The sequence below is a fragment of the Pseudacidovorax sp. DMC4 genome, assembly GCF_056314265.1.
This window is the reverse complement of the sequence record NZ_JBQUYR010000008.1, coordinates 257242-278647: the sequence shown is the minus strand read 5'-3', so window position 1 is coordinate 278647 and position 21406 is coordinate 257242. Positions and strand designations below refer to the sequence as shown.

Sequence of the window (21406 nt, the reverse complement as noted above, 5' to 3'; positions counted from 1 at the left end):
GCGGCGCAGGCGCGTTCAGGCGGCCCGCATCATCTGGGCGACGTGACGGGTGGCTTCCAGCCCTGCCGGCCCCCAGTGCATGGCCGGCCCCAGCAGCCGGCGCAGCGCCGCGCCGCGACCGGCCGCATCGTCGCCGTCCAGCACCTGCCGCAACTCGGCGAGGTCCGGATCGAGCGTGCTGCCGTCCTCGGCCAGCGTGGCCAGCGACAGCGGCGTCTGACCCTGCGCGGCCCGGCGCACATGCCGGAAGGCGCGCGGGGGCGCCGGCGCCCGGGCCGCCGGGCCGGCGCGGACGAACGCCGCCCCATCGGCCGCGGCATCGCCGCGGATCCAGTCGTAGATGACCTGAAGCTCGTAGTCGCCGAAGACGCCGAACATGCTCGCGTGCTCGCCTTGCAGCAGGGCCCAGAAGCGGCTCTGCGCGGGGTCGCTGCCCCGCACCAGCCACCCCTTGCGTTCTAAGGCGGCCACGAAACCGCCGATGGCGGCCGGATCGGCCAGCCACTGGTTGACCGTGCGGCCTTCGATGCGGCAGTAGTCGGAATGAGCCAGGCTGCCTTCACCGGCCCGGCCCCCCAGCACCTGCAGCAGGGCCTCGTGGGGGTCGAAGGCGGCGATGGCGTCCGTGGTGCCCGGGCCGGCGTTGCTCAGCATGTAGCCGTCGGCCACCCGGGCCCAGAAGGTCTCGCGGTCGGCCAGGGCGGGCAGGTTCTCGGCCGCGGCCCGCAGGGCGCGCTGCGCATGGCCGCCCGCGGCGTTGTCCACCGTCACATGCAGCGTGAAGTAGGTCGGGTCGATGCCCAGCTCGTCCAGCTCGTAGGCCGTGATCAGCAGGTGCAGGGGCAACTGCTCGTAGCCCAGGTTGAAGCCGATCACCTCAGGCAGCAGCTCGGTGGTGCAGGCGGCCAGCGACAGCTGCAGCGCGCCCTGCACATAGGCCTCGTCAGGCTGTTCGGCCCAGTCCACGATGCCCATGGCATCGAGCAGGCGGCGGTAGAGCAGCACGTGGTTCTTGTCGGGGTCGCCGTCGCCCAGTTCCTCCACGTAGGTAAGGATCAGGTCGTTGAGGTGCGGATTGGCGGCATCGGGCAGCAGGCCATACAGCCAGGCGCCATCGACCAGCTTGGTGGGCGCGACCGCGCGCAGGAAGTTGAGCGCATGCGAGCGGCTGCCGAAGTAGCGCCGTGGCCCGCCCGCCTTGCGCACGGCCAGATAGGCCTGGTAGGCCGCGCCGGTCGAGGCCAGGTTGGCCTGTTGCCAGGCGGCCAGGCCGTCGGGCGAAGCGGGCAGGTCGCAGGGCTGCGTCCGCATCTCGGCCCGCCAGCGCTCGATGAAGGCGCGGGCCTGGGCGCGCAGCGCGTCGTCCGGTTGGTCGTTGGCCTGCAGCAGCGCGTCGTACAGCGCGCGGGCGCCGTGGGCCAGCGCACGGCCGTCCTCGTTCGCGGCAGGGGCGCCAGCCCGGGGCTGCAGCGGCGCCGCGGGCGAGGCGGTGGTGAGGTGGTGCATCTGGGCTTCTTCGGCGGCCCTTCGGGCAAGGGGTGTGTTCTGCATGGATCCACCATCGGGGTGTTGGCCGGTCACGTCGGCAAGGGCGCAGCGCGGGTGGCTGTCGGCCGGGACCGACCCCCCGCCCCCGGACTACACCCGCCGCTGCGCGATGTGCGGCGCCCTGGCGGTGCCGTCCTACGAGCCACCCCCTGCGGGCTGCGCCGCCTTCATGGGTTTCGGCCTGCGCGACAGCCCGCATGGGCCCGCTGTGGCAGCATCCGCGCTCCCACGGCGGGCCTGCCGCCGTTCCAGCGGCGCCCGTCGTCGGCCACGACCTTCGCGCACCTGCGGGTGCTGCCTTTCTCTTGCATGCCTGCCTTCCCCACTGCTTCCACGTCCTCCCGCCCGCGATCCGGCCCCGTTGCGCAGAACCTGGGGCTGCTCGCCCTGTCGATCGTGCTCATCGCCTTCAATCTGCGGCCGGTGTTCTCCAGCCTGTCGGTGGTGCTGCCCGACATCGTGGCGGCCACCGGCATGTCGGCGGCCGCGGCCAGTGCGCTGACCACGCTGCCCGTGATCTGCCTCGGTGCCTTCGCGATGGTGGCGCCCTGGCTCGGCCGGCGCCTGGGCATCGAGCGCACGCTGCTGGCCTGCATGGTGCTCATCACCGCCGGCACGCTGCTGCGCGGCTCGGCGCAACTGCCACTGCTGTTCGCGGCCTCGGCGCTGGCGGGCGTGGGCATCGCGGTGGCCAACGTGCTGCTGTCGGCCCTGGTCAAGCGCGACTTCGACAGCCGCACGGCGCTGATGATGGGCCTGTACACCATGGCCGTGTGCGCCGGCGCCGCCAGCGGGGCGGGCTTCACCGTGCCCTTGCAGCAGGCGCTGGGCCTGGGGTGGCAGGGCGCGCTGGCGATGTGGACCGTGCCGGCCGCGGTCGCCCTGGCGCTGTGGGCGCCGCGTGCCTGGCCGGCGCGGCGGGATGCCGGCGAATCCGCCTTCCGGGTGCGCGGCCTGTGGGGCGATGCGCTGGCCTGGCAGGTCACGCTGTTCATGGGCCTGCAGTCGGCGCTCGCCTATTCGGTGATGGGCTGGCTGGCGCCGGTGCTGCGCGAGCGGGGCCTGGCCGCGGCCACGGCCGGCTTCGTGGTCTCGCTGTCGGTGCTGGTGCAGGTGCCCACCTGCCTGGTGCTGCCCACGCTGGCGCAGCGCCAGCGCAACCAGGTGGCGCTGGCCGTGGGACTGGCCGTGCTCACGGTGGCGACGCTGTGGGCCTGCATGTTCGCGCCGCTGGGCGGCATCTGGGGCTGGGCGGTGCTGCTGGGCATTGCGCAGGGCGGCACCTTCTCGCTGGCGCTCACGATGATCGTGATGCGCTCGCCCGACGCGCGCGTCGCCGCCCAGCTCTCGGGCATGGCGCAGGGCGTGGGCTACCTGGTGGCCGCGACGGGGCCGATGCTGGTGGGGTTGCTGCGGGCCTGGACGGGCAGCTTCCGCGCCTCGGCCCTGCTCTTCGGCGTCATCGGCGTGGCGCTGGCCCTGGCCGGCGCGGGTGCGGGTGCGGGGCGCGCGCGGGTTGTGCGCGCGGCGGCGCTTCTGCGCTGACGGCGACCGGCCCGCCCGGCTGCGCTCCCGCCATGTCCCGCGTCTCCGTCAAGTCGCTGTGTGCCTTCGCGGCCAAGGCGGGCGACCTGGACATCCGCTTCGTGCCGGCGCCCACCGCGCACGAAGGGCAGGCCGGCCATTCGCTGGTGCAGTCGCGGCGCGGACCGGGCTACGAGCGCGAGGTGGCGCTGGAGACGGTCGTCGACGGCTTGCAGGTGCGTGGCCGCGCCGACGGCTACGACGCCGGCCAGCGGCGGGTGGAGGAGATCAAGACCTTCCGCGGCGACTTCGCGCGCATCAAGGGCAACCACCGCGCGCTGCACTGGGCGCAGGCCAAGACCTATGCGGCCCTGCTGTGCGAGCGCGATGCGCTCACGTCGATCACCGTCGCCCTGGTCTACCTGGACCTCGCCAGCGGTGAGGAGACGGTGCTGCAGGAGCATTGCGAGGCGACCGCCCTGAAGGCCGCGCTGCAGGCCATGTGCGAGGCCTATGCCCGCTGGGCGCAGCAGGAGGAAGCGCACCGCGCGCAGCGCGATGCGCAGATGGCGCAGCTGGCCTTTCCGCACGGCGACTTCCGCGCCGGCCAGCACAAGCTCTCGCGCGATGTCTACCGCGCCGCCGCGCGCCGGCGCTGCCTGATCGCCCAGGCGCCCACGGGCATCGGCAAGACGCTGGCCACCACCTATCCGCTGCTGCGCGGCATGGCCGCGCACGGCACGGACAAGGTGTTCTTCCTCACCGCCAAGACGCCCGGACGGCAGGTGGCGCTCGACGCCCTGCGCCAGCTGGGCGATGACCGGGCGCTGCGGGTGCTGGAGCTGAGCGCACGCGAGTCCGCCTGCGAGCGCCCCGGTGCCGCCTGCCATGGCGACAGCTGCCCGCTGGCCAAGGGCTTCTACGACCGCCTGCCGGCAGCCCGCGCCGAAGCCGCCGAGGCCCGCTGGCTGGACCGGGAGGCGTTGCGCCGCATCGCGGCCGGCCATGGCGTGTGTCCCTACTTCCTGGGCCAGGAGATGGTGCGCTGGAGCGACGTGGTGGTGGGCGACTACAACTACTACTTCGACGGCACCGCCATGCTGCATGCGCTCGCCCGCGAGGAGGAATGGCAGGTGGCCGTGCTGGTCGACGAGGCCCACAACCTGGTGGACCGGGCACGCGCCATGTACTCGACCACGCTGGCCTTCACGCTGCTCGACGGCGGCGAGGCGGCGGCGCCGGCCTTCGTGCAGGCGGCCTTGCGACGGGTGCGGCGCGAATGGCGGCAGGTGTCGCGCGCCCAGACCGTGCCCTATGCCGCGGCCACCGACCTGCCCGAGCCGCTGGTGCGCAGCCTGGCCGATGCGGTCGCGGCCCTGTCGGAGCATGCGGCGCAGTCGTCGCCGGAGCTGCCCGGGCCGCTGCAGGCGCTGTTCTTCGGCCTGCTGGCGCTGGTGCGGCTGGCCGACGTCTTCGGGCCGCATTCGGTCTTCGAGGTGACGAACACGCCGCAGGGCGAGCCGCTGACCCTGGCCATCAGAAACCTGGTGCCGGCCGGCTTTCTGCGGCCGCGCTTCGCGGGGGCGTCCACGGCCGTGCTCTTCTCGGGCACCATCGCGCCCTTCGGCTACTACCGCGACCTGCTGGGCCTGCCCGAGGACACGGTGGAGCTGGAGGTGGACTCGCCCTTCCGCGCCGAGCAACTGCGCGTGGAGGTGGCGCGCGACGTCTCCACGCGCCTGCGCGACCGTCCGCGCTCCCTGCCGCGGATCACGGCGGTGATGGCCCGGCAGTTCGCGCAGCGGCCCGGCAACTACATCGCCTTCTTCAGCAGCTTCGCGTACCTGGACATGGCCTTCGAGGCCTTCGCGCGGCAGCATCCCGGGGTGCCGGTCTGGCGGCAGTCGTCCGGCATGCCCGAACGCGAGCGCACCGCCTTCGTCGCCCGTTTCGCGCCGGGCGGGCAGGGCATCGCCTTCGCGGTGCTGGGCGGTGCCTTTGCGGAAGGCGTGGACCTGCCCGGCGACCGGCTGGTGGGTGCCTTCGTCGCCAGCCTGGGCCTGCCGCAGCACGACGAGGCCAACGAGGTGCTGCGCGAGCGCATGGAGGCCATGTTCGGCCAGGGCTATGCCTACACCTACCTCTACCCCGGCCTGCGCAAGGTGGTGCAGGCGGCGGGGCGTGTGGTGCGCACCGAGCAGGACACGGGCGTGGTGCACCTGCTGGACGACCGCTTTGCCCAGCCCGAGGTGCTGGCGCTGCTGCCGCGCTGGTGGACGGTGACGAGCGGCACGGCACCCTAGCTTTGGCCGGTTGCCGGTTTGACCTCGCGGCGTCGCTGCGTGCAGAGTTCGGGCGCCGTCTCAACGCCCGACCTGCATGGACAAGCCGCCCTCCCTGGGCAGCGTCAGCACGCTGCCCCGCCGCTCCGCGACCCCCGCTTCGGATTACCGGCGCATGGTGGAGGCCGTGGAGGACTACGCCATCTTCATGCTCGACGCCAACGGCGTGATCCTGAGCTGGAACCGTGGCGCGCAGCGCCTCAAGGCCTACGAGGCCGACGAGATCATCGGCCGGCATTTCTCCATCTTCTATCCGCCCGAGCTGCTGGCGCGGCGCTGGCCGGAGCACGAACTGGCCGTGGCGGTCCAGGTCGGCAAGTACGAGGAGGAAGGCTGGCGCCTGCGCAAGGACGGAACGCGCTTCTGGGCCAGCGTCACCATCACGCGCATCGATGGCGACCAGGGCCAGGTGCTGGGCTTCGTCAAGGTCACGCGCGACCTCACCGAGCGACAGCGTTAGCAGGAGGAGATCCGCGCCAGCGAGCAGCGCTTCCGGCTCCTGGTGGACAGCGTCAAGGATTACGCCATCTTCATGCTCGACCCGAGCGGCCACGTCGTGAGCTGGAACGCCGGCGCGCGTGCGAACACGGGCTACGAAGCTGCAGAGATCGTCGGCCAGCACTTCTCGGTGTTCTATCCCGACGAGGTGCGCGCTTCCGGCTTTCCCGATCGCGAGCTGGAGGAGGCCCGCACCGTGGGCCGCTTCGAGGACGAGGGCTGGCGCCTGCGCAAGGACGGCACGCGCTTCTGGGCCAATGTGGTGATCTCGGCCACCTTCGATGCGGGTGGGGTGCTCAAGGGCTTTGCCAAGGTCACGCGCGACCTCACCAAGAAGCGCCGCGTGGCGGCACTGGAGACCGAGGCCGGCGCATCCAGGAGTTCCTGGCGCGGCTGGGCCATGAGCTGCGCAACCCCCTTGCGCCCATCGCCACCGCGGCAGAGATCCTCGGCCGCGGTCAGGCCGACCCGACCGTGGCGCGCATGGCCGGCATCATCGGGCGGCAGACGCGCCAGCTGACCCGGCTGGTGGACGACTTGCTCGATGCCGCCCGCATCGCCAACGGCAAGATCCAGCTGGAGCGCAAGCCCGTGGAGATTGCTCCTGCCTTGGAGGAGGCGCTGGAAGCCTTCCAGCCGCGCATTTGCGGCCCGTGAGCAGACCCTGTCGGTCGAGCTTGCCCCAGGGCTCTGGACGGCAGGCGATCGCGCGCGGCCGATCCAGGTCGTCTCCAATCTGGTGGCCAATGCCGTCAAATACACCCAGCCCCGCGGCCACATCCATGTCGAGGCGTCGCGGGACACGGCGCGCGATCAGGTCCGGATTCGCGTGCGCGACAACGGACCCGGCATCCCGCCCGAGGAGCTGCCCCGCGTCTTCGAGATGTTCGAGCAGTGTCGGCACGGCAGCGAGCGTGCGCCCGGCGGCCTGGGCCTGGGACTGGCGCTGGTGCGGCAGCTGGTGCAGATGCACGGCGGCGAGGTCGAGGCGCGAAGCACAGGGGTGGCTGGCGAAGGCTCCGAGTTCGTGGTCCTGCTGCCTGCGCTGGCGCCTGTGGAGGAAGGCGGCGTCAGAGGGGTGGGCGCCGCTGTCGCGCCATTGGTGCTCGTCGTCGACGATGTGCCGGATTCGGCGGAGACGCTGGGGCTTTTGATCGAGACGCTGGGCTACGCCGTGGCCCGGGCCCTCGACGGACCGGAGGCCCTCGAGAAGATCCGCCGGCTGCGACCCCGGGTGGTCCTGCTGGACCTGGGCTTGCCGGGCATGAGTGGCTGGGCAGTCGCCGACCAGGCGCATCTGACGCTGCGCGAGCCTCCGCGGTTCGTCGCCATCAGCGGCTATGCGCTGCCGGCCCATCGCGCCGCCACACTCGAGCGCGGCTTTTCTGCGCACCTTGCCAAGCTGGTGGAGGTGGACATGCTGGAGCGAACCTTGCGTCGACTGGCGCCTCTGGCTTGCGCGGCGCCGCGCACCGACGCTGCCTGAGCGGTGGCGGGGCCTCCCGGGCGCATCCCCCCTACAGCCGAGCGCCGAGGCGGCCGACATTCCCGAAAGGGCAGGGTCGCGATGCTGTGTGGCGCTTGCTGCCTGCCGAGAAGCCCATGCCGTCGATGCCCGATCCCTCTGCACCCCGCGCGCAGCGCGCGCCTGCCGCAAGCGCGCTGCAGTCCACGGCGGCGGTCGCTGGGGCTGCGACATCGCCCGCGCCAGCGACCGACGGCGCGACTGCACTGGTGGACAAGCTGCGCGCGCTCGCGCGCCGGGAGCAACGCGTGACGGCCGGCTGCGTGGCCGATGCGATGGGCACGCGAGGCTACGGGCCGTTCCTGCTCGTTCCCGCACTGCTGGAGCTTTCACCCCTGGGCGGCGTGCCCGGCGTGCCGATGCTGCTGGCCGGCGTGGTGGCCCTCTTTGCCGCACAGATGCTCTTCGGTCGCCAGCAGGTCTGGATGCCGCAATGGCTGCGTCGCCGCGCGGTGGCGGGTGGGCGCCTTTCGACCGCTTTGGACAGGCTGCAGCCGGTCACCCGCTTCCTGGACCGTCATTGCCACCGGCGCCTGTCGATGCTCACGCGCGGCCCGTTCGTCCGCATTGCAGCTGCCGCAGTCATTGCCTTGGCCTGCCTTGCACCGCCGCTGGAGCTGGTGCCTTTTGCCAGTTCGGTGCCCATGCTGGCCATCGCGCTGTTCGGACTGGCCCTTCTGGTGAGGGACGGCGTGCTGATGCTGGCGGCGGCGCTGGGCTCGGGGGCGGCCGTGGTTGCCGTCATCCGCATCGTCGGGTGAAGCCGGCGACCCGGGCGGCTGCCGCGCTGCGCTTGGACGACCCGCAGGTGATCCTGCTGGGTCTATGGATTTGATTCCGGAATCCGGAAGGTCTACAGTCGCCTGATCCACGACTCTGCGCCACCATGAGCGACATCAAGAATTCCGCCGCCAGCGACAAGAACCGCATCCAGTCCTTCGGGAAGATGATGGACATCCTGGGCTGTTTCACCACCGTCGACCGCTCGCTCAGCCTGGCGCGCATCGCGCAATCGGCCGACCTGCCGCGGGCGACCACCCACCGCATGCTGACCGCCCTGCGCGAGATCGGCTTCATTCAGCAGGACGGCCGCAGCGGCCAGTACAGCCTCGGGCTGCGGCTGTTCGAGCTGGGCAGTCTGGCGCTGGCGAATCTGGACCTGATGCGCGAGGCCAAGCCCTTCATGGATCGCCTTTCACGGCTCGCCAGCGAGTCGGCCCACCTTGGCGTCTTCGACGGCTACAACGTGGTCGTGGTGGAGCGGGAGGACCCGCAGGAACGCGTGCCGGGGCGTCACCTGAGCGGGACCGAATCTGCACCGGCCTACTGCACGAGCGTCGGAAAGGCGGTGCTCGCATTCCAGGGTCCGGAGGTGGTGGACAGGATCATCGCCGCCGGCCTGCGGCCGTTCACTGCACAGACCCTGACCAGCGGCGAGGCATTGCGCGCCGAGCTGTCAACGATACGGGAGCGGGGCTATGCGATCGACAACTCCGAGCATCAGATCTGGGTGCGCTGCGTGGCGGCCCCGATCCGCAATGCAGGAGGCCAGGTGTTTGCCGCCGTCAGCGTGACCGGACCGGCGGACCGCATGACCGACGAGCGCATCCATCAGCTCTCCAGTCTGGTCATCCAGGCCGCTGACTCCATTTCCATGCATCTGGGCTACATGCCGCCGCGCTGATGGCAGGGTCGACGGCGCTGCTCTCGCTTCGAAGGCGGCCCAGGCTGCAGCGAGCCACACACGGGGTTAGCCCCGATGTGGCTCCTTTTTTTGGCCCGCAAAATTACGGAACGTTGTACCGGATTCCGGAATTAGTGGCGATAGATGGCCGTCTTGCCGACGATCACTTCCCTAGCGGAACCTGGCCAGACGCTGCCTGAATGGCTTTCGCCCTTTCCAACCTCCAAAGGATCTCTCGTGACCGCACCGTCTTCTTCCTCGCTGCGCCAGAAACTGACCGGCGTCCTGCCGCCCATCACCATGCCCTTCGACGCCAAGGGTGAGCTGGTCAAGGGCGGCCTGAAGGAGCAGATCGACTTCATCATCGGAGCCGGCGCCAATGCCGTCGTCGCCGGCGGCAGCACCGGTGAAGGCCACACACTCACGGATGCCGAGTACGAGGCTGTGATGCGCGAGGCGTACGAGGCCACCAACAACCGCGTTCCCTTCGTCGCTGGCCTGATCGTGCAGAGCACGCGCGACGCCATCGTCCGTACCAACCGGCTGAAGGGCCTGAACATCGAGGCGCTGCAGGTCACGCCCGTGCATTACCTCTTCAAGCCCGATGCGGAAGCCACCATCGAGCACTTCCGGGCCATCTACGACGCGACGGGCATCCCGATCCTGATCTACAACGTGATCCCCTGGAACTACCTCAGCGTCGACCTCATGCTGCGGATCATGGACGAGGTGCCGGGCGTGGTCGGCATGAAGCAGAGCGGCGGCGACCTGAAGTCGGTCTCCGACCTGCTGCTGCGATGCAAGCCGGAGAACCTGGTGCTCTCGGGCGTGGATGCGCTGCTGTACCCCGGCTTCTGCCTGGGCATGCACGGTGCCATCACGGCGCTGACCAGTGCCGTGCCGGGCGTGATCGTCAAGCTGCAGAAGGCCGTGGCGGCCAACGACCACGAGACCGCGCGCGACATCCACTTCAAGCTCAATGCGCTCTGGAACAGCCTCAATCACGACAACCTGCCGGCCTGCGTGAAGTACATCCAGCACTTGCAGGGCGTGTCGATGTTCGAACCCCGCGCGCCCATGATGCGCGTGAGCGATGCGCAGAAGGCGGCCATCAAGAAGAACCTGCAGCCGCTGCTCGCCTGAGCTTCGTCCCGACGCACAGGGCGTCTGCCCTGGCGCACCAGATCCCGGAGACATCTCTTGAAGAAGATCCTCAACGCGCCGTCCGACTACGTGGACGAGATGCTGGAAGGCCTGTGTGCCGCCCACCCCGACACCTACCGGTTGCTCGGGGAGGATCGCCGCGTCATCGTCCGCGCCGATGGGCCCGTGGCGGGCAAGGTCGCCATCGTGACGGGCGGCGGCTCGGGCCACCTGCCTGTCTTCCTTGGCTACGTGGGAGAGGGGCTGCTGGACGGCTGCGCCGTCGGCAACGTCTTCGCCGGGCCCCGGGTCGCCGACTGCCAGCAGGCCATGGCGCAGTGCGATGGCGGCGCGGGTGTACTGGCCCTCTACGGCAATTACGGCGGCGACCGCATGAACTTCGACATGGCGCAGGAGTTCCTGGAACTGGAGGGCAGGGCGATCGCATCGCTGCGCGTGGCGGACGACGTGGCGAGCGCCCCTGTCGAGCAGCGCGACAAACGTCGCGGTGTGGCAGGGCTCGTGCTGGTCTACAAGGTCGCCGGGGCGCGGGCCGCCCTGGGTGGCAGCCTGGCCGAGGTGACGGCCGCGGCAAGAAAGGCCGCCGACGCCGTTCGCAGCATCGGCGTGGCGCTGACACCCTGCATCGTTCCTGAATCAGGCAAGGCGACCTTCGAACTCGCCCCGGACGAGGTCGAGTTCGGCATGGGCATCCATGGCGAGCCGGGGATCTGGCGCGGGCCGCTGAGGACTGCCGACGCGCTTGCCGACGAAATGCTGGACCGGCTGCTGCCGGAGCTTTCCACCGGGCAGGGAGCAAGAGTGGCTGTGCTCGTCAACAGCCTCGGCGCCACGCCGCTGGAGGAGCTGTACATCCTCTACCGGCGGGTGGCCGCGCGGCTCGGGGCGTTGGGCGTGACGCCGGTGATGCCGCTGGTCGGGCGTTATGCCACGTCCATGGAGATGGCCGGTGCCTCCCTGTCGCTGATGCCCCTGGACGACGAGCTCGAGGCCCTGCTCAAAGCACCGGCTGACTGTCCCTTCTGGAAGGTCTGACCATGGACGCACAGCTGTTGAAGGCAGCGCTCGCGCGTTGGGCGGACGCGATGAAGAAGGCCGCGGCGGAACTGAACGAGCTCGATAGACGGCTGGGCGATGGCGACCTGGGCGCGACGCTCGAGCGTTGCGCCACCAACATCGAGCAGGCACTGCCCGCCATGCCGGACAGTCTGGAAGCCGTGTTCCGCGGCGCCGCGCAGGCCTGTGCCAAGGCCTCGGGCTCCAGCTTCGGGACGCTGCTGGCCGCGGCCTTCCTCGGCAGTGCGAAATGGGTGCCACCGCGTGAGACGCTGAGCCCCCACCAGATCGCCGAACTGCTCTCGCTGTGCGTCACCCAGCTGGCGGCGCGCGGTGGTGCATCGCTGGGCGACAAGACCATGCTCGACTCGCTGGACGCCATTGCGCGGGCGCTGGAGCAGGCACCCCTGACGGCCGATGCAAGAGCCGTTGCCGTCCATTCCGCGCGACAGGCGCTGGACGATTACCGCGGGCGGCCCAACAAGGTCGGGCGCGCCCGGATGTTCGCCGACCGCAGTGTCGGCCTCGACGACCCCGGCATGGTGGCCGTGCTGCGGATGGCCGAGGCCATCTAGCCCCGGCCGCTTGCCGGTTGCCCCATCAACATTCGAAGGAGACAAGACCATGAACACCTATCGCCGCCACTTCCATCGCATCGGCTTTATGGGCGCGCTGCTCGCGCTGCAGGGCCTGCCCGGCCTTGCGATGGCGCAGGGCGCCACCGACTATCCGAACCATCCGATCGAGATGATCGTGCCCTTCGGCGCGGGCGGCGGCACCGACGCTCTCGCGCGGGTGTTTGCGGACGCGATCAAGAAGCACCTTCCGCAGCCGGTGACCGTCATCAACAAGCCGGGCGCCAGCGGCGCGATCGGCTTCGGCGAGGTGGCCACGAGCCGGCCCGACGGCTACAAGATCGGCATGATCTCGGTCGAACTGGCCATCCTGCCCCACATGGGCGTGGCCAAGTTCACCACCGACGACTTCACGCCCATCGTGCGGCTGAACTCGGACCCGCTGGTCCTGAGCGTCAGTGCGGACTCGCCGTGGAAGACGGTGGACGAATTCGTGGAGGCGGTCAAGAAGCGCCCGCAGCCCGTCACCTTCGGCAATGCCGGCACGGGCGGCGTGTCGCATCTGGCGGCGCTGGCCTTGCAACAGAAGCTGGGCACCAGCTTCACGCACGCGCCGTTCCAGGGCAACGCGCCGGCCATCGTCGCGCTGCTGGGCGGCCACATCGATGCGGTGATGTCCTCGCCGTCGGAGGTCGCGACCTATGTCAGTGGCAAAAAGGTCCGTCCCCTGGCCGTGCTGTCGGACCAGCGCATGCAGGGGGCCTTTGCGGATGTGCCCACGCTCAAGGAGCGCAAGGTGGACCTGAGCATGGGCACCTGGCGCGGCGTTGCGGTGCCCAAGGGAACGCCTGCGGATGTCGTGGGTGTGCTGACGGCGGCTTCGACCAAGGCCGCGAACGACCCCGCAGTCAAGGAGTCGATGGAGCGTCAGAGCCTCGGCTACGCGGTGGCCGACGGCGCGACCTTCCAGCGGCAGATCTCCGGTGACACGGCGCTCTTCAAGCAGCTGATCGATCAGCTCGGCGCGAAGAAGTAAGCGCCACTCGCCATCCTTTTGCCGCCAGTCCGACGGCCACCCTCGAGGGTCGGCCGGCTCGGCTGCGGGCCCCTTTCGCCAGGAGAAAGCCATGTATTCGTCCACGCCTTGCTGGAGTCAATCCGCATGACCGGCCAGATCATCATCAGCGGACTGTCCATGGGGGCCATCTATGCCCTGCTGGCGCTGGGCTATGCCTTCGTCTGGAGGACGATGGCCATCGTCAACTTCGCCGCTGGCGAGTTCGTCACCTTCTCCTCCTACATCTTCGTGGCGACCTTCGTCACGGCGCTGGGTTTTCCCTTCGTGATCGCCGCGGTGTCGGCCGCGGTGGTGATGGCGCTGCTCGGGGCGGCCTTCTCCCGCGTGGTGTTCTCGCGGCTGCAGTCGCAACGGCCCCTGGTCTCGATCATCGCGACGGTGGGCTTCGGCATCTTTCTCAAGGAGATGGCGCACATCATCTACGGGCCCGAGCCGCTGCTGTATCCCAGCCCGCTGGGCGATGGCGGCATCGCGCTGATGGGCCTTACCGTCGGCTGGCAGCACCTCATGATCATCGGCGTCGTGCTGGCGCTCACTGCGGTCCAGCAGGTGGTGCTGCGTCGCACGATGGTCGGCAAGATGATGCGCGCCGTGGCGGCCGATCGCGACACGGCGGCGCTGATGGGCATTCCGGTGCAGAAGGTCCTGGCGGGCACCTTCGCCTACTCCAGCGTGCTTGCGGCGCTGGCCGGCATCCTGCTGGCGCCCCTGTTCTTCGTGACGACGGAGATGGGCGGCATGGTGGGCCTCAAGGGCTTCGTCGCGATGATCATCGGCGGCTTCGGCAGCATTCCCGGCGCAATCCTCGGTGGCGTGCTCCTCGGTGTGAGCGAGAACCTGGGCGCGTACTGGATTTCATCGACCTACAAGGAGGCCATCGCTTTTGTGCTGCTGCTGGCCTTTCTCGCCTTGCGTCCGCAAGGGCTGCTGCCCGAACGCAGCGCCGACCGGGCATGAGGAGCGCACGCATGACGATGACTGCGCGCAAGTTCCTGCTCCTGGCCATCCTGCTGGCGCTGGCCGCGTTCCCGTGGGTGGCGGCCGTGAACACCTATTGGCTGCACATCCTCAACCTCACCTGGATCGCGGCCATCGCTGCGCTGGGCCTGAACATCGCCACGGGCATGACGGGCCAGATCGTGCTCGGCCAGGCTGCGCTCATGGGCGTCGGCGCCTATGTCACCGGCCTGGCGGTCGCCCGGCTGTCCGTACCCTGGTGGGCCGCGCTGCCCGCTGCACTCGGCATCGCGGTGATCGTGGGCGTGGCGCTGGGCCTGTTGTCGATGCGCATCAAGGGCCACTACCTGGCCATCGTCACCCTGGCCCTCAACGAGATCTTCCGGCAGGTGGTCTTGAACGAAGAGGCCGTGACCGGCGGGCCGATGGGCCTGCGCGACGTGCCCGCGCCGGCCCTGTTCGAATCCTGGGGCCCGGACACGGACGCCCGGCTGTACCTGCCGCTGCTGCTGACCCTGGTCGCGGTCTATGCCATCGCGGTCCGGATCTACGGCCGCCAACTCGGCCGCCGCATGCGCGCGGTGCGCGACGATGAACTCGCCGCCGAATCGATGGGGGTCGACTCGCGCACCACCAAGATCCAGGCCTTCGTGCTGTGCAGCGTGTTCGGCGCGCTGGCTGGCGGGCTGTACGTGCTCACCAACGGCTTCATCTCGCCCAACAACTTTCTCATCGTCGAAAGCGTCAAGCTGCTGCTCATGACGGTGATCGGCGGGCTGGGCTCCATCGGCGGCACCGTGTTGGGCGCCGCGGTGGTCACCATCCTGCCCGAGGCGCTGCGCGACCTGCAGGCCTACTACATGGCCGCCTTCGGGCTGGGCGTGATGCTGGTGCTGCTGCTTGCCCCGCATGGCCTGGGGGTGGTGGGCGACTGGCTGCTGGCGCCGTGGCTGCCAAAGACGGAGCACGGCCCGCAGTCGGGCACGGTGCTGGCGATTCCGAAAGACGTCGACGCGAACTCCACGCCCGTCTCGCGCCCCACACCGCCCGGCCCCGATGCGCGCGTCGTGATGCGCGTGCGCGATGTCTCCAAGCACTTCGGCGGCGTCTATGCGCTGCAGCAGGTGGGCTTCGACGTGCGCGAGGGCGAAATCCTGGGCGTGATCGGCCCCAACGGTTCGGGCAAGAGCACCTTGATCAACGCCTGCTCCGGCATCGTCCGGCCCGACGCGGGGCACATCGAGCTCGACGGCGAGGACATTTGCGCGAGGCCTGCCTGGGACATCCACGCACGCGGCGTGGCCCGCATCTTCCAGAACGTCCGGTTGTGGGAGTCCATGACCGTGCTGGAGAACGTAATGCTCGCGTGGCACGGCGCTGCGGCCGGATCGACGCCGGCACAGCGCGAATCGGCGGCGCGCAGTGCGGCGCAAGAGGCGTTGAGGGCGATGGGCATCGACTTCCTGGCGACGCGCCGGGCTGGCGATCTGTCCTTCGGTCAGAGCCGGATGGTCGAGCTCGCTCGCGCCATGGTGGCCCGGCCCCGACTGCTGCTGCTGGACGAGCCCGCCGCCGGACTGCGGGGCGGCCTGATCCTGGAGCTGGCGGACATCCTGCAGAAGCTGCGCGCCCAGGGCACCACGGTGCTGGTGGTGGAGCATCGCATCAAGCTCGTGATGGCCATGTGCGACCGGGTCGTCGTGCTGAACCTCGGCAAGAAGATCGCCGAAGGCACACCGGCCGAGATCCAGGCCGACCCTGAGGTGATCGAGGCCTACCTTGGCGAGCGTGCCGGCTACGACGCCGCGGCTGTTGCGCTCGGCACCTCGCATCCGCAGCACGAAGCCGCGGCTGTGCTCGCCCACCACGCCTGAACACCTGCACCCGCACGCGCACCGTCACTCGCCTCGCGGCGCTTCAGCCGAGACCCTGCCCTGCCAACGACAACCCGGAGACCACCATGAACCCTGCACACCGTCCCCTGAAGGCCAGCATGGCCGCCGCGCTCGCCTTGACCGGCGGCCTTCTGTTCAGCGCCCCGGCGATGGCGCAGGACGCCGTCACCATCGGTGCAGCGGCGCCCCTGACCGGCCCGCGTGCCAACCTGGGCCGCTATTTCCGGCAGGGCGTGGAGCTGGCCGTGGACGAGATCAACAAGGCTGGCGGCGTGCTCGGCAAGCCGCTCAAGGTGGTGTTCGAGGACGACCAGGCTGACAACCCGAACGTCGCGATCAACGCGGTCAACAAGCTGCTCAAGGTGCACAAGGTCACGGCCTTCGTGGGCCCGCACTTCTCGGTGGCGCAGCTGGCGACGCAGAAGATGTACTGCGACAACGCCGTCTCGGTGACGGGCGCGAGTGGCGTGCCGGTGACGGCGGCCGGCTGCATGACCGTGATCCGCAATCGCGCCAACGACAACCTCAACGCCAAGGCCATCGTCGAGTACGCACGCACCCACCTCAAGCTCGACAAGATCGGCGTGCTCTCGATCAACGACGACTTCGGCAAGGCCGGTGCCGTCCGCGTGATCGAGCAGATCGAGGCGGCGGGCCTCAAGCCCGTGCGGGTCGAGTCGCACAACCCCGAGGACAAGGACTTCTCCGCCCAGCTGGGGCGCCTGCGCGATGCCGGCGCGCAGATGGTGATCATGTGGACGCACGACAACGAGGCGGCCCTGATCGTGCGCCAGGCCAAGCAGCTGGGCCTGAAGATGAAGTTCGCCGGCAGCACCTCGCTCAGCCAGCCGGTGTTCGTCAAGCTGGCCGGCGAGGCGGCGGAAGGGGCGCTGAGCTCCAGCGACTTCGTGCCCGGCAATCCCGACCCGGCGGTGCAGGAGTTCGTCAAGAAATACGAGGCGCGGACCAAGACGGAGACCGAGCTCTACGCGGCGACCTACTACGACGCCACCTGGCTGCTGGCCAAGGCCATCGGCGATGCCGGTTCGACCGAGCCGGCAAAGGTGCGCGAAGCCTTCGCCAGGATCTCGTACAAGGGCGTGTTGGCCGACTACAAGTGCCTGCCCAATGGCGACTGCAACAACCAGATCAACATCGTCGAGATCCAGAAGGGGCAGCCCGTGGTGAAGACCACGGTCCGGTTCTGATGAACGCCGTGACGGACCTTCCCGCGGGCTTGCGGAGCGGGCCTGCGCCGGAAGCGGGTCCGCTGGTGCTGGACATCCGCCATGCCGACGCCTTCTACGGCAAAGCGCAGATCCTGTTCGACATCAGCGTGCGCGTGCCCCGCGGAAAGGTGGTGTCGCTGATCGGGGCCAATGGTGCGGGCAAGTCGACCATGCTCAACCTGGTGATGGGGCGCCTGCGTGCCAGCGCAGGGGCCGTCGAGCTCGATGGCCGGTCGATCCTGGGCCTGGACACCGAGCAGATCATCGCCGCGGGCGTGGCCTGCGTACCCCAGCGCCGGCGCATCTTCGGGACCCTGACGGTGCTGGAGAACCTGGAGGTCGGGGCCTATGTGCGGCGCCGGGACCGGGCCGGCGTGGCCCGCACGCTGGACGAGGTCCATGCGCTTTTTCCGGTGCTCGCCAGGAAGGCGAACATGCTGGGCGGCGTCCTGTCGGGCGGCGAGCAGCAGATGCTCGCCATCGGCCGTGGCCTGATGTCCAACCCCTCGCTGCTGCTGCTCGACGAACCGTCGATGGGCATCTCGCCCAAGCTCACCACCGAAATGTTCGCGGACATCCGGCGCATTGCGCGCACGGGGCGCACGGTGCTGATCGTTGAGCAGAACGCTTATGCGGCGCTGGGCATCTCGGACTACGGCTATGTGCTCGAGAACGGCGCCGTCGCGCTCGAAGGGCCGGCCTCGGACTTGATGCACGACGACGACGTGCGGCAGACCTACCTCGGGGCATGAAATGACTGGACGAGCGGCCGGACTGTACGGATACCCGGTGGGGCCTTTCAACCGTGAATGATTCAGCGCGCGACCTCGTCGCACAGCGCGTGCAGGCGCTGCTGCCTGCGCTGCGCGCGCGTTTTGGTGACCGTGTGTCGACGGCCGCCGCCGTCCTCGACCACCACGGCGGGGGCGGGGAGGGCGTGCCCATCCGCAGCCTGCCGGATGCCGTCGTGTTTCCGCTGGACAACGAGGAGGTGGCCTTCGTCGCGCGGCTGTGCAACCAGACCGTCGTCCCCATCGTGCCTTTTGGCACCGGCACCTCGCTCGAGGCGCACGTGGCGGCGGTCCGTGGCGGGATCAGCCTCGATCTGTCGCGCATGGACCGGGTGCTCGATGTCAGCGCCGATTCCCTGGACTGCCGGGTGCAGGCGGGTGTGACCCGCCTTCAGCTCAACGCGGAAGTGCGGGAGCTTGGGCTCTTCTTCCCCATTGACCCTGGCGCCAATGCGAGCCTCGGCGGCATGACCTGCACCCGGGCCTCGGGGACGGCTGCGGTGCGCTACGGGACGATGCGCGATGCCGTGCTGGGCCTGACCGTGGTGATGCCGGATGGACGGATCGTGCGCACCGGCACGCGCGCGCGCAAGACGGCGGCCGGGCTCGACCTGACCCGGCTGTTCGTCGGCAGCGAAGGCGTGCTCGGCATCGTCACCGAGATCCAGCTGCGCCTGTGGGGCCTGCCCGAGACGGTGCAGGCCGCCGTGTGCCAGTTCGACGATCTCCGGTCCGCCATCCAGACCGTCATTGCCGTGCTGCAGATCGGCGTACCGGTCGCGCGGATCGAACTGCTGGACGACGTTCAGACGGCGGCCTGCATCGCCTTCTCGGCATTGACCGAGCTCCAGCCGCGGCCCACCCTGTTCATCGAGTTCCATGGCTCGCCCGCAGCCGTGCGCGAGCAGATCGAGACCATCGAGCAGATCGCCGCGGACAACGGCGGCAGCGGATTCGCATGGGCCGAGCGGCCGGAGGACCGCAGCCGCCTCTGGAAGGCGCGCCATGACGTCACCTACGCCAACCTGGCGCTGCGACCGGGCTGCCGGATGATCGGCACCGATGCCTGCGTGCCCATCGCTGCGCTGGCGGCGTGCATCGAGGAGACCCGCAGCGACATCGAGGCCAGCGGTCTGCTTGCACCGCTCGTCGGCCATGTCGGCGATGGCAACTTCCATCTGGGCATCCTGTTCGACCCGGGCAGCGAGGACGAGCGTGCGCGGGCCGAGGCGTTGGCCGAGCGCGTGGCGATGCGCGCGATCCGAATGGGCGGCACCTGCACCGGCGAGCACGGGATCGGGCTGCACCGCATCCACCAGCTGGTGGCCGAGCATCCGGAGGGCGTGGACCTGATGCGGGCGATCAAGCGCGCCCTCGATCCGGCCAACATCATGAATCCGGGGAAGATGTTCGAGATGGCGTCCTAGGAGGTCGGGGCGGTGGCGCTGGGCGCTGGCGCGCCGGGTACCGTGCGACGGTGTGGCGCAGCCTCGATCAACCGCACCATGCCCGTATAGCCGCGTGCTCGGGCCAGGTCCAGCGGCGTGCGGCCCTGCCGGTCGGCCAGGCGCAGGTCGGCGCCGGCGTCGATCAGCGCGGCCAGCGTGCGCTGGTGGCGCGGCCCGCCGTCGCCCAGCACCACGGCCTCGATGGCCGCAGTCCAGTGCAGGTTGTTGACATGGTCCAGCGGCGCACCGGCGCGGATCAGCCGCTGCACCACCGTGTCGTGGCCCAGGTGTGCGGCGGCAATCAGGGCGGTGCCGTCGTAGCGGCTGGTGACCAGGCGCGCGGAGGCGCCCAGGTCCAGCAGCAGCGACAGCGTCGGCAGGTCGTCGGCCACGGCGGCGATGGTCACGGCGTCGTAGCGGTCGGCGTCCATGGCACCCAGGTCGGCACCGGCCGCCGCCAGGGCGCGGATGGCCTCGGCCTGGCGGGCGAAAGTCGCCACATGCAGCGGCGTGCGGCCGTGGGCATCGCGACCATTGACCGGTGCGCCATGGGCGAGCGCCTGACGCAGCGCCGGCAGGTCGCCGCGCTGCGCGGCGCGGAAGAGGCCGGTGTAGGCCTCGGCCTCTGCGGCGGTGGGCGCGACCTGCGCCGATGCGGTTGCCGTACCCAGCGACAGTGCTGCGGCCACAGCCAGAAGGGAAGCGGCGAGGCGGCCGCAGCGCATCGGCATCTCAAGCGCCCAGTTGTGCTTTGACGGATTCCAGGCCCGCATTGGCGCACTGGTCGTCCAGGTGGCCGCCGGGCGCGCCGCCGACGCCCACGGCACCGATCACCTCGTTGCCGGCCTTGATCGGCACGCCGCCGCCCAGCAGCAGGAAGCCGGGGATGTTCACCAGGTTGGCGGCGCCGGGGTTCTTCTGGGCGTTCTCCATCATCGCGAGCGTGGGCGCCTTGCCCGAGGCCGAAGTGAAGGCCTTGCGCTCGGCCGCGGCCACGGTGTGCGGGCCGGCGTTGTCGGCGCGCTGCACGGCGCGCACGGTGCCGGCGCGGTCGACCACGGTGGCCGTGACGGCGTAGCCATTGGCGGCGCAGGCGGCCACCGTGGCGGCGGCGATCTGGTTGGCCAGCGGCAGGCTCAGGGCGCGTTCGGTGCGGAGCATGGGTGCGGCAGCGGCGGCCGGTGCCGTGGCCTGCTGGGCCAGGGCAAGGCTGGCGAGCGTGGCCAGGGCGGCGCCGGTGCAGGCGCGGGTCAGGGAGGCGGGCGAAATGGGCATGGAAATCTCCAGTGTTGTGACGCGGTGAAGTCCGCTCGTCGGCGGTGATGCCACTGTAGAAATCCGTCCGCACCGCGCCCATTCGTGCGGCTACGCGCGCCACTGCGTAGAACTACGGAGCGGCGATGGCGCATGGACGGCGCCTCCTGCGGCAGCGGCGCCGCGATGGCGCCACGCTGGCGTCGCTAGGCTGCCGGCGCCTCGGCCAGCACGGCATAGCGCCGGATCAGTTGCGCCAGCGACTCGCAGTCCAGCTTGGCGAAGAGGTTGGCGCGGTGCGTCTCGACCGTGCGCGGCGACAGGTCCAGCCGGCGCGCGATCTCCTTGTTGGTCAGGCCTTCGATGATGAAGGCCAGCACCTCGCGCTCGCGCGGCGACAGCTGGGCGAAGCGCTCGCGCGCCGCATGGTCGCCCAGCAGCCGCTCGCGCGAGCGCACATGCTGGCGCACGGCAGCCTGCAGCGCGTCGATGAGTTGCTGGTCGTCCACCGGTTTCTCCAGGAACTCCGCCGCCCCCGACTTGAAGGCGCGCCGGCACAGCTCGACCGTGCCGTGGCCGGTGAGCATCAGCACCGGCTGGTCCACGCCCTCGGCGATCAGCCGGTCCAGCACCGCGAGGCCGCTGATGCCCGGCATGCGGACGTCGAGCACGATGGCGCCGATCTCGCGCCGGTCGAACTGCGCCAGGAAGGCGAGCGGGTCGGCCCACGCCTGCACCCGCAGCCCCACCGTGCCGATGAGCAGGGCGAGCCCGTCTCGCACGGCGTCGTCGTCGTCGATCAGGTGGATGAGCGGGGATTGGGGCGAAGCGTTCATGG

17 protein-coding genes and 1 pseudogene are annotated in these 21406 nt (G+C 70.1%); 14 read left to right on the top strand and 4 right to left on the bottom strand.

The window, feature by feature from the left end:
- Positions 1-15 precede the first annotated feature (15 nt).
- On the bottom strand, positions 16-1551 hold the full coding sequence (locus tag ACT54X_RS17020) for an iron-containing redox enzyme family protein (protein ID WP_294376348.1): 1536 nt from the start codon (positions 1549-1551) through the stop codon (positions 16-18).
- 306 nt (positions 1552-1857) lie between these two features.
- On the opposite strand from ACT54X_RS17020, the gene ACT54X_RS17015 reads away from it, so the two are divergent.
- From ACT54X_RS17015 to ACT54X_RS16950, 14 genes and pseudogenes are all read left to right on the top strand, one after another.
- Positions 1858-3093 (top strand): CynX/NimT family MFS transporter, encoded by a 1236-nt coding sequence (locus ACT54X_RS17015; RefSeq protein WP_476347593.1) that lies wholly within the window; start codon positions 1858-1860, stop codon positions 3091-3093.
- 32 nt (positions 3094-3125) lie between these two features.
- Entirely contained in the window at positions 3126-5375 is a 2250-nt protein-coding gene (locus tag ACT54X_RS17010) for an ATP-dependent DNA helicase (RefSeq protein ID WP_476347592.1), read from the top strand.
- 76 nt (positions 5376-5451) lie between these two features.
- Positions 5452-7398, top strand: a pseudogene (locus tag ACT54X_RS17005) (PAS domain-containing hybrid sensor histidine kinase/response regulator).
- 116 nt (positions 7399-7514) lie between these two features.
- Positions 7515-8198, top strand: a complete 684-nt coding sequence (locus ACT54X_RS17000; RefSeq protein WP_476347591.1) for an exopolysaccharide biosynthesis protein — start codon at positions 7515-7517, stop codon at positions 8196-8198.
- Between the two features lie 125 nt (positions 8199-8323).
- Positions 8324-9121, top strand: coding sequence for an IclR family transcriptional regulator (locus ACT54X_RS16995; RefSeq protein WP_294376372.1), 798 nt, complete (start codon positions 8324-8326; stop codon positions 9119-9121).
- 237 nt (positions 9122-9358) lie between these two features.
- Entirely contained in the window at positions 9359-10264 is a 906-nt protein-coding gene (locus tag ACT54X_RS16990; RefSeq protein ID WP_294376374.1) for a dihydrodipicolinate synthase family protein, read from the top strand.
- Between the two features lie 57 nt (positions 10265-10321).
- The gene (locus tag ACT54X_RS16985; RefSeq protein WP_476347590.1) at positions 10322-11320 is read left to right on the top strand and encodes a dihydroxyacetone kinase subunit DhaK; all 999 of its coding nucleotides are present in this window, start codon (positions 10322-10324) and stop codon (positions 11318-11320) included.
- 2 nt (positions 11321-11322) lie between these two features.
- A complete protein-coding gene (locus ACT54X_RS16980; RefSeq protein ID WP_294376378.1) occupies positions 11323-11916 on the top strand; it encodes a DAK2 domain-containing protein in 594 nt (197 codons plus the stop codon).
- A gap of 49 nt (positions 11917-11965) precedes the next feature.
- The gene (locus ACT54X_RS16975; protein WP_476347589.1) at positions 11966-12952 is read left to right on the top strand and encodes a tripartite tricarboxylate transporter substrate binding protein; all 987 of its coding nucleotides are present in this window, start codon (positions 11966-11968) and stop codon (positions 12950-12952) included.
- Between the two features lie 126 nt (positions 12953-13078).
- Positions 13079-13951 carry a branched-chain amino acid ABC transporter permease gene (locus ACT54X_RS16970; RefSeq protein ID WP_476347588.1) on the top strand — a complete coding sequence of 291 codons (873 nt, stop codon included), beginning with the start codon at positions 13079-13081 and terminating at the stop codon, positions 13949-13951.
- A gap of 11 nt (positions 13952-13962) precedes the next feature.
- Positions 13963-15825 carry a branched-chain amino acid ABC transporter ATP-binding protein/permease gene (locus ACT54X_RS16965; protein ID WP_476347587.1) on the top strand — a complete coding sequence of 621 codons (1863 nt, stop codon included), beginning with the start codon at positions 13963-13965 and terminating at the stop codon, positions 15823-15825.
- Positions 15826-15911: 86 nt separating this feature from the next.
- Entirely contained in the window at positions 15912-17054 is a 1143-nt protein-coding gene (locus tag ACT54X_RS16960; RefSeq protein WP_476347586.1) for an ABC transporter substrate-binding protein, read from the top strand.
- A gap of 8 nt (positions 17055-17062) precedes the next feature.
- Complete coding sequence (locus ACT54X_RS16955; RefSeq protein ID WP_476347585.1) at positions 17063-17827, top strand: ABC transporter ATP-binding protein; 765 nt, start codon at positions 17063-17065, stop codon at positions 17825-17827.
- A gap of 53 nt (positions 17828-17880) precedes the next feature.
- Entirely contained in the window at positions 17881-19293 is a 1413-nt protein-coding gene (locus ACT54X_RS16950; RefSeq protein WP_476347584.1) for an FAD-binding oxidoreductase, read from the top strand.
- On the opposite strand, the gene ACT54X_RS16945 is transcribed toward ACT54X_RS16950, so the two are convergent.
- From ACT54X_RS16945 to ACT54X_RS16935, 3 genes are all read right to left on the bottom strand, one after another.
- The gene (locus ACT54X_RS16945; protein ID WP_476347583.1) at positions 19290-20045 is read right to left on the bottom strand and encodes an ankyrin repeat domain-containing protein; all 756 of its coding nucleotides are present in this window, start codon (positions 20043-20045) and stop codon (positions 19290-19292) included. The genes ACT54X_RS16950 and ACT54X_RS16945 overlap by 4 nt on opposite strands.
- Before the next feature lies 1 nt (position 20046).
- Positions 20047-20589 (bottom strand): GlcG/HbpS family heme-binding protein, encoded by a 543-nt coding sequence (locus ACT54X_RS16940; RefSeq protein WP_294376400.1) that lies wholly within the window; start codon positions 20587-20589, stop codon positions 20047-20049.
- Positions 20590-20774: 185 nt separating this feature from the next.
- Complete coding sequence (locus ACT54X_RS16935) at positions 20775-21404, bottom strand: response regulator transcription factor (protein WP_294376403.1); 630 nt, start codon at positions 21402-21404, stop codon at positions 20775-20777.
- Positions 21405-21406: the final 2 nt, after the last annotated feature.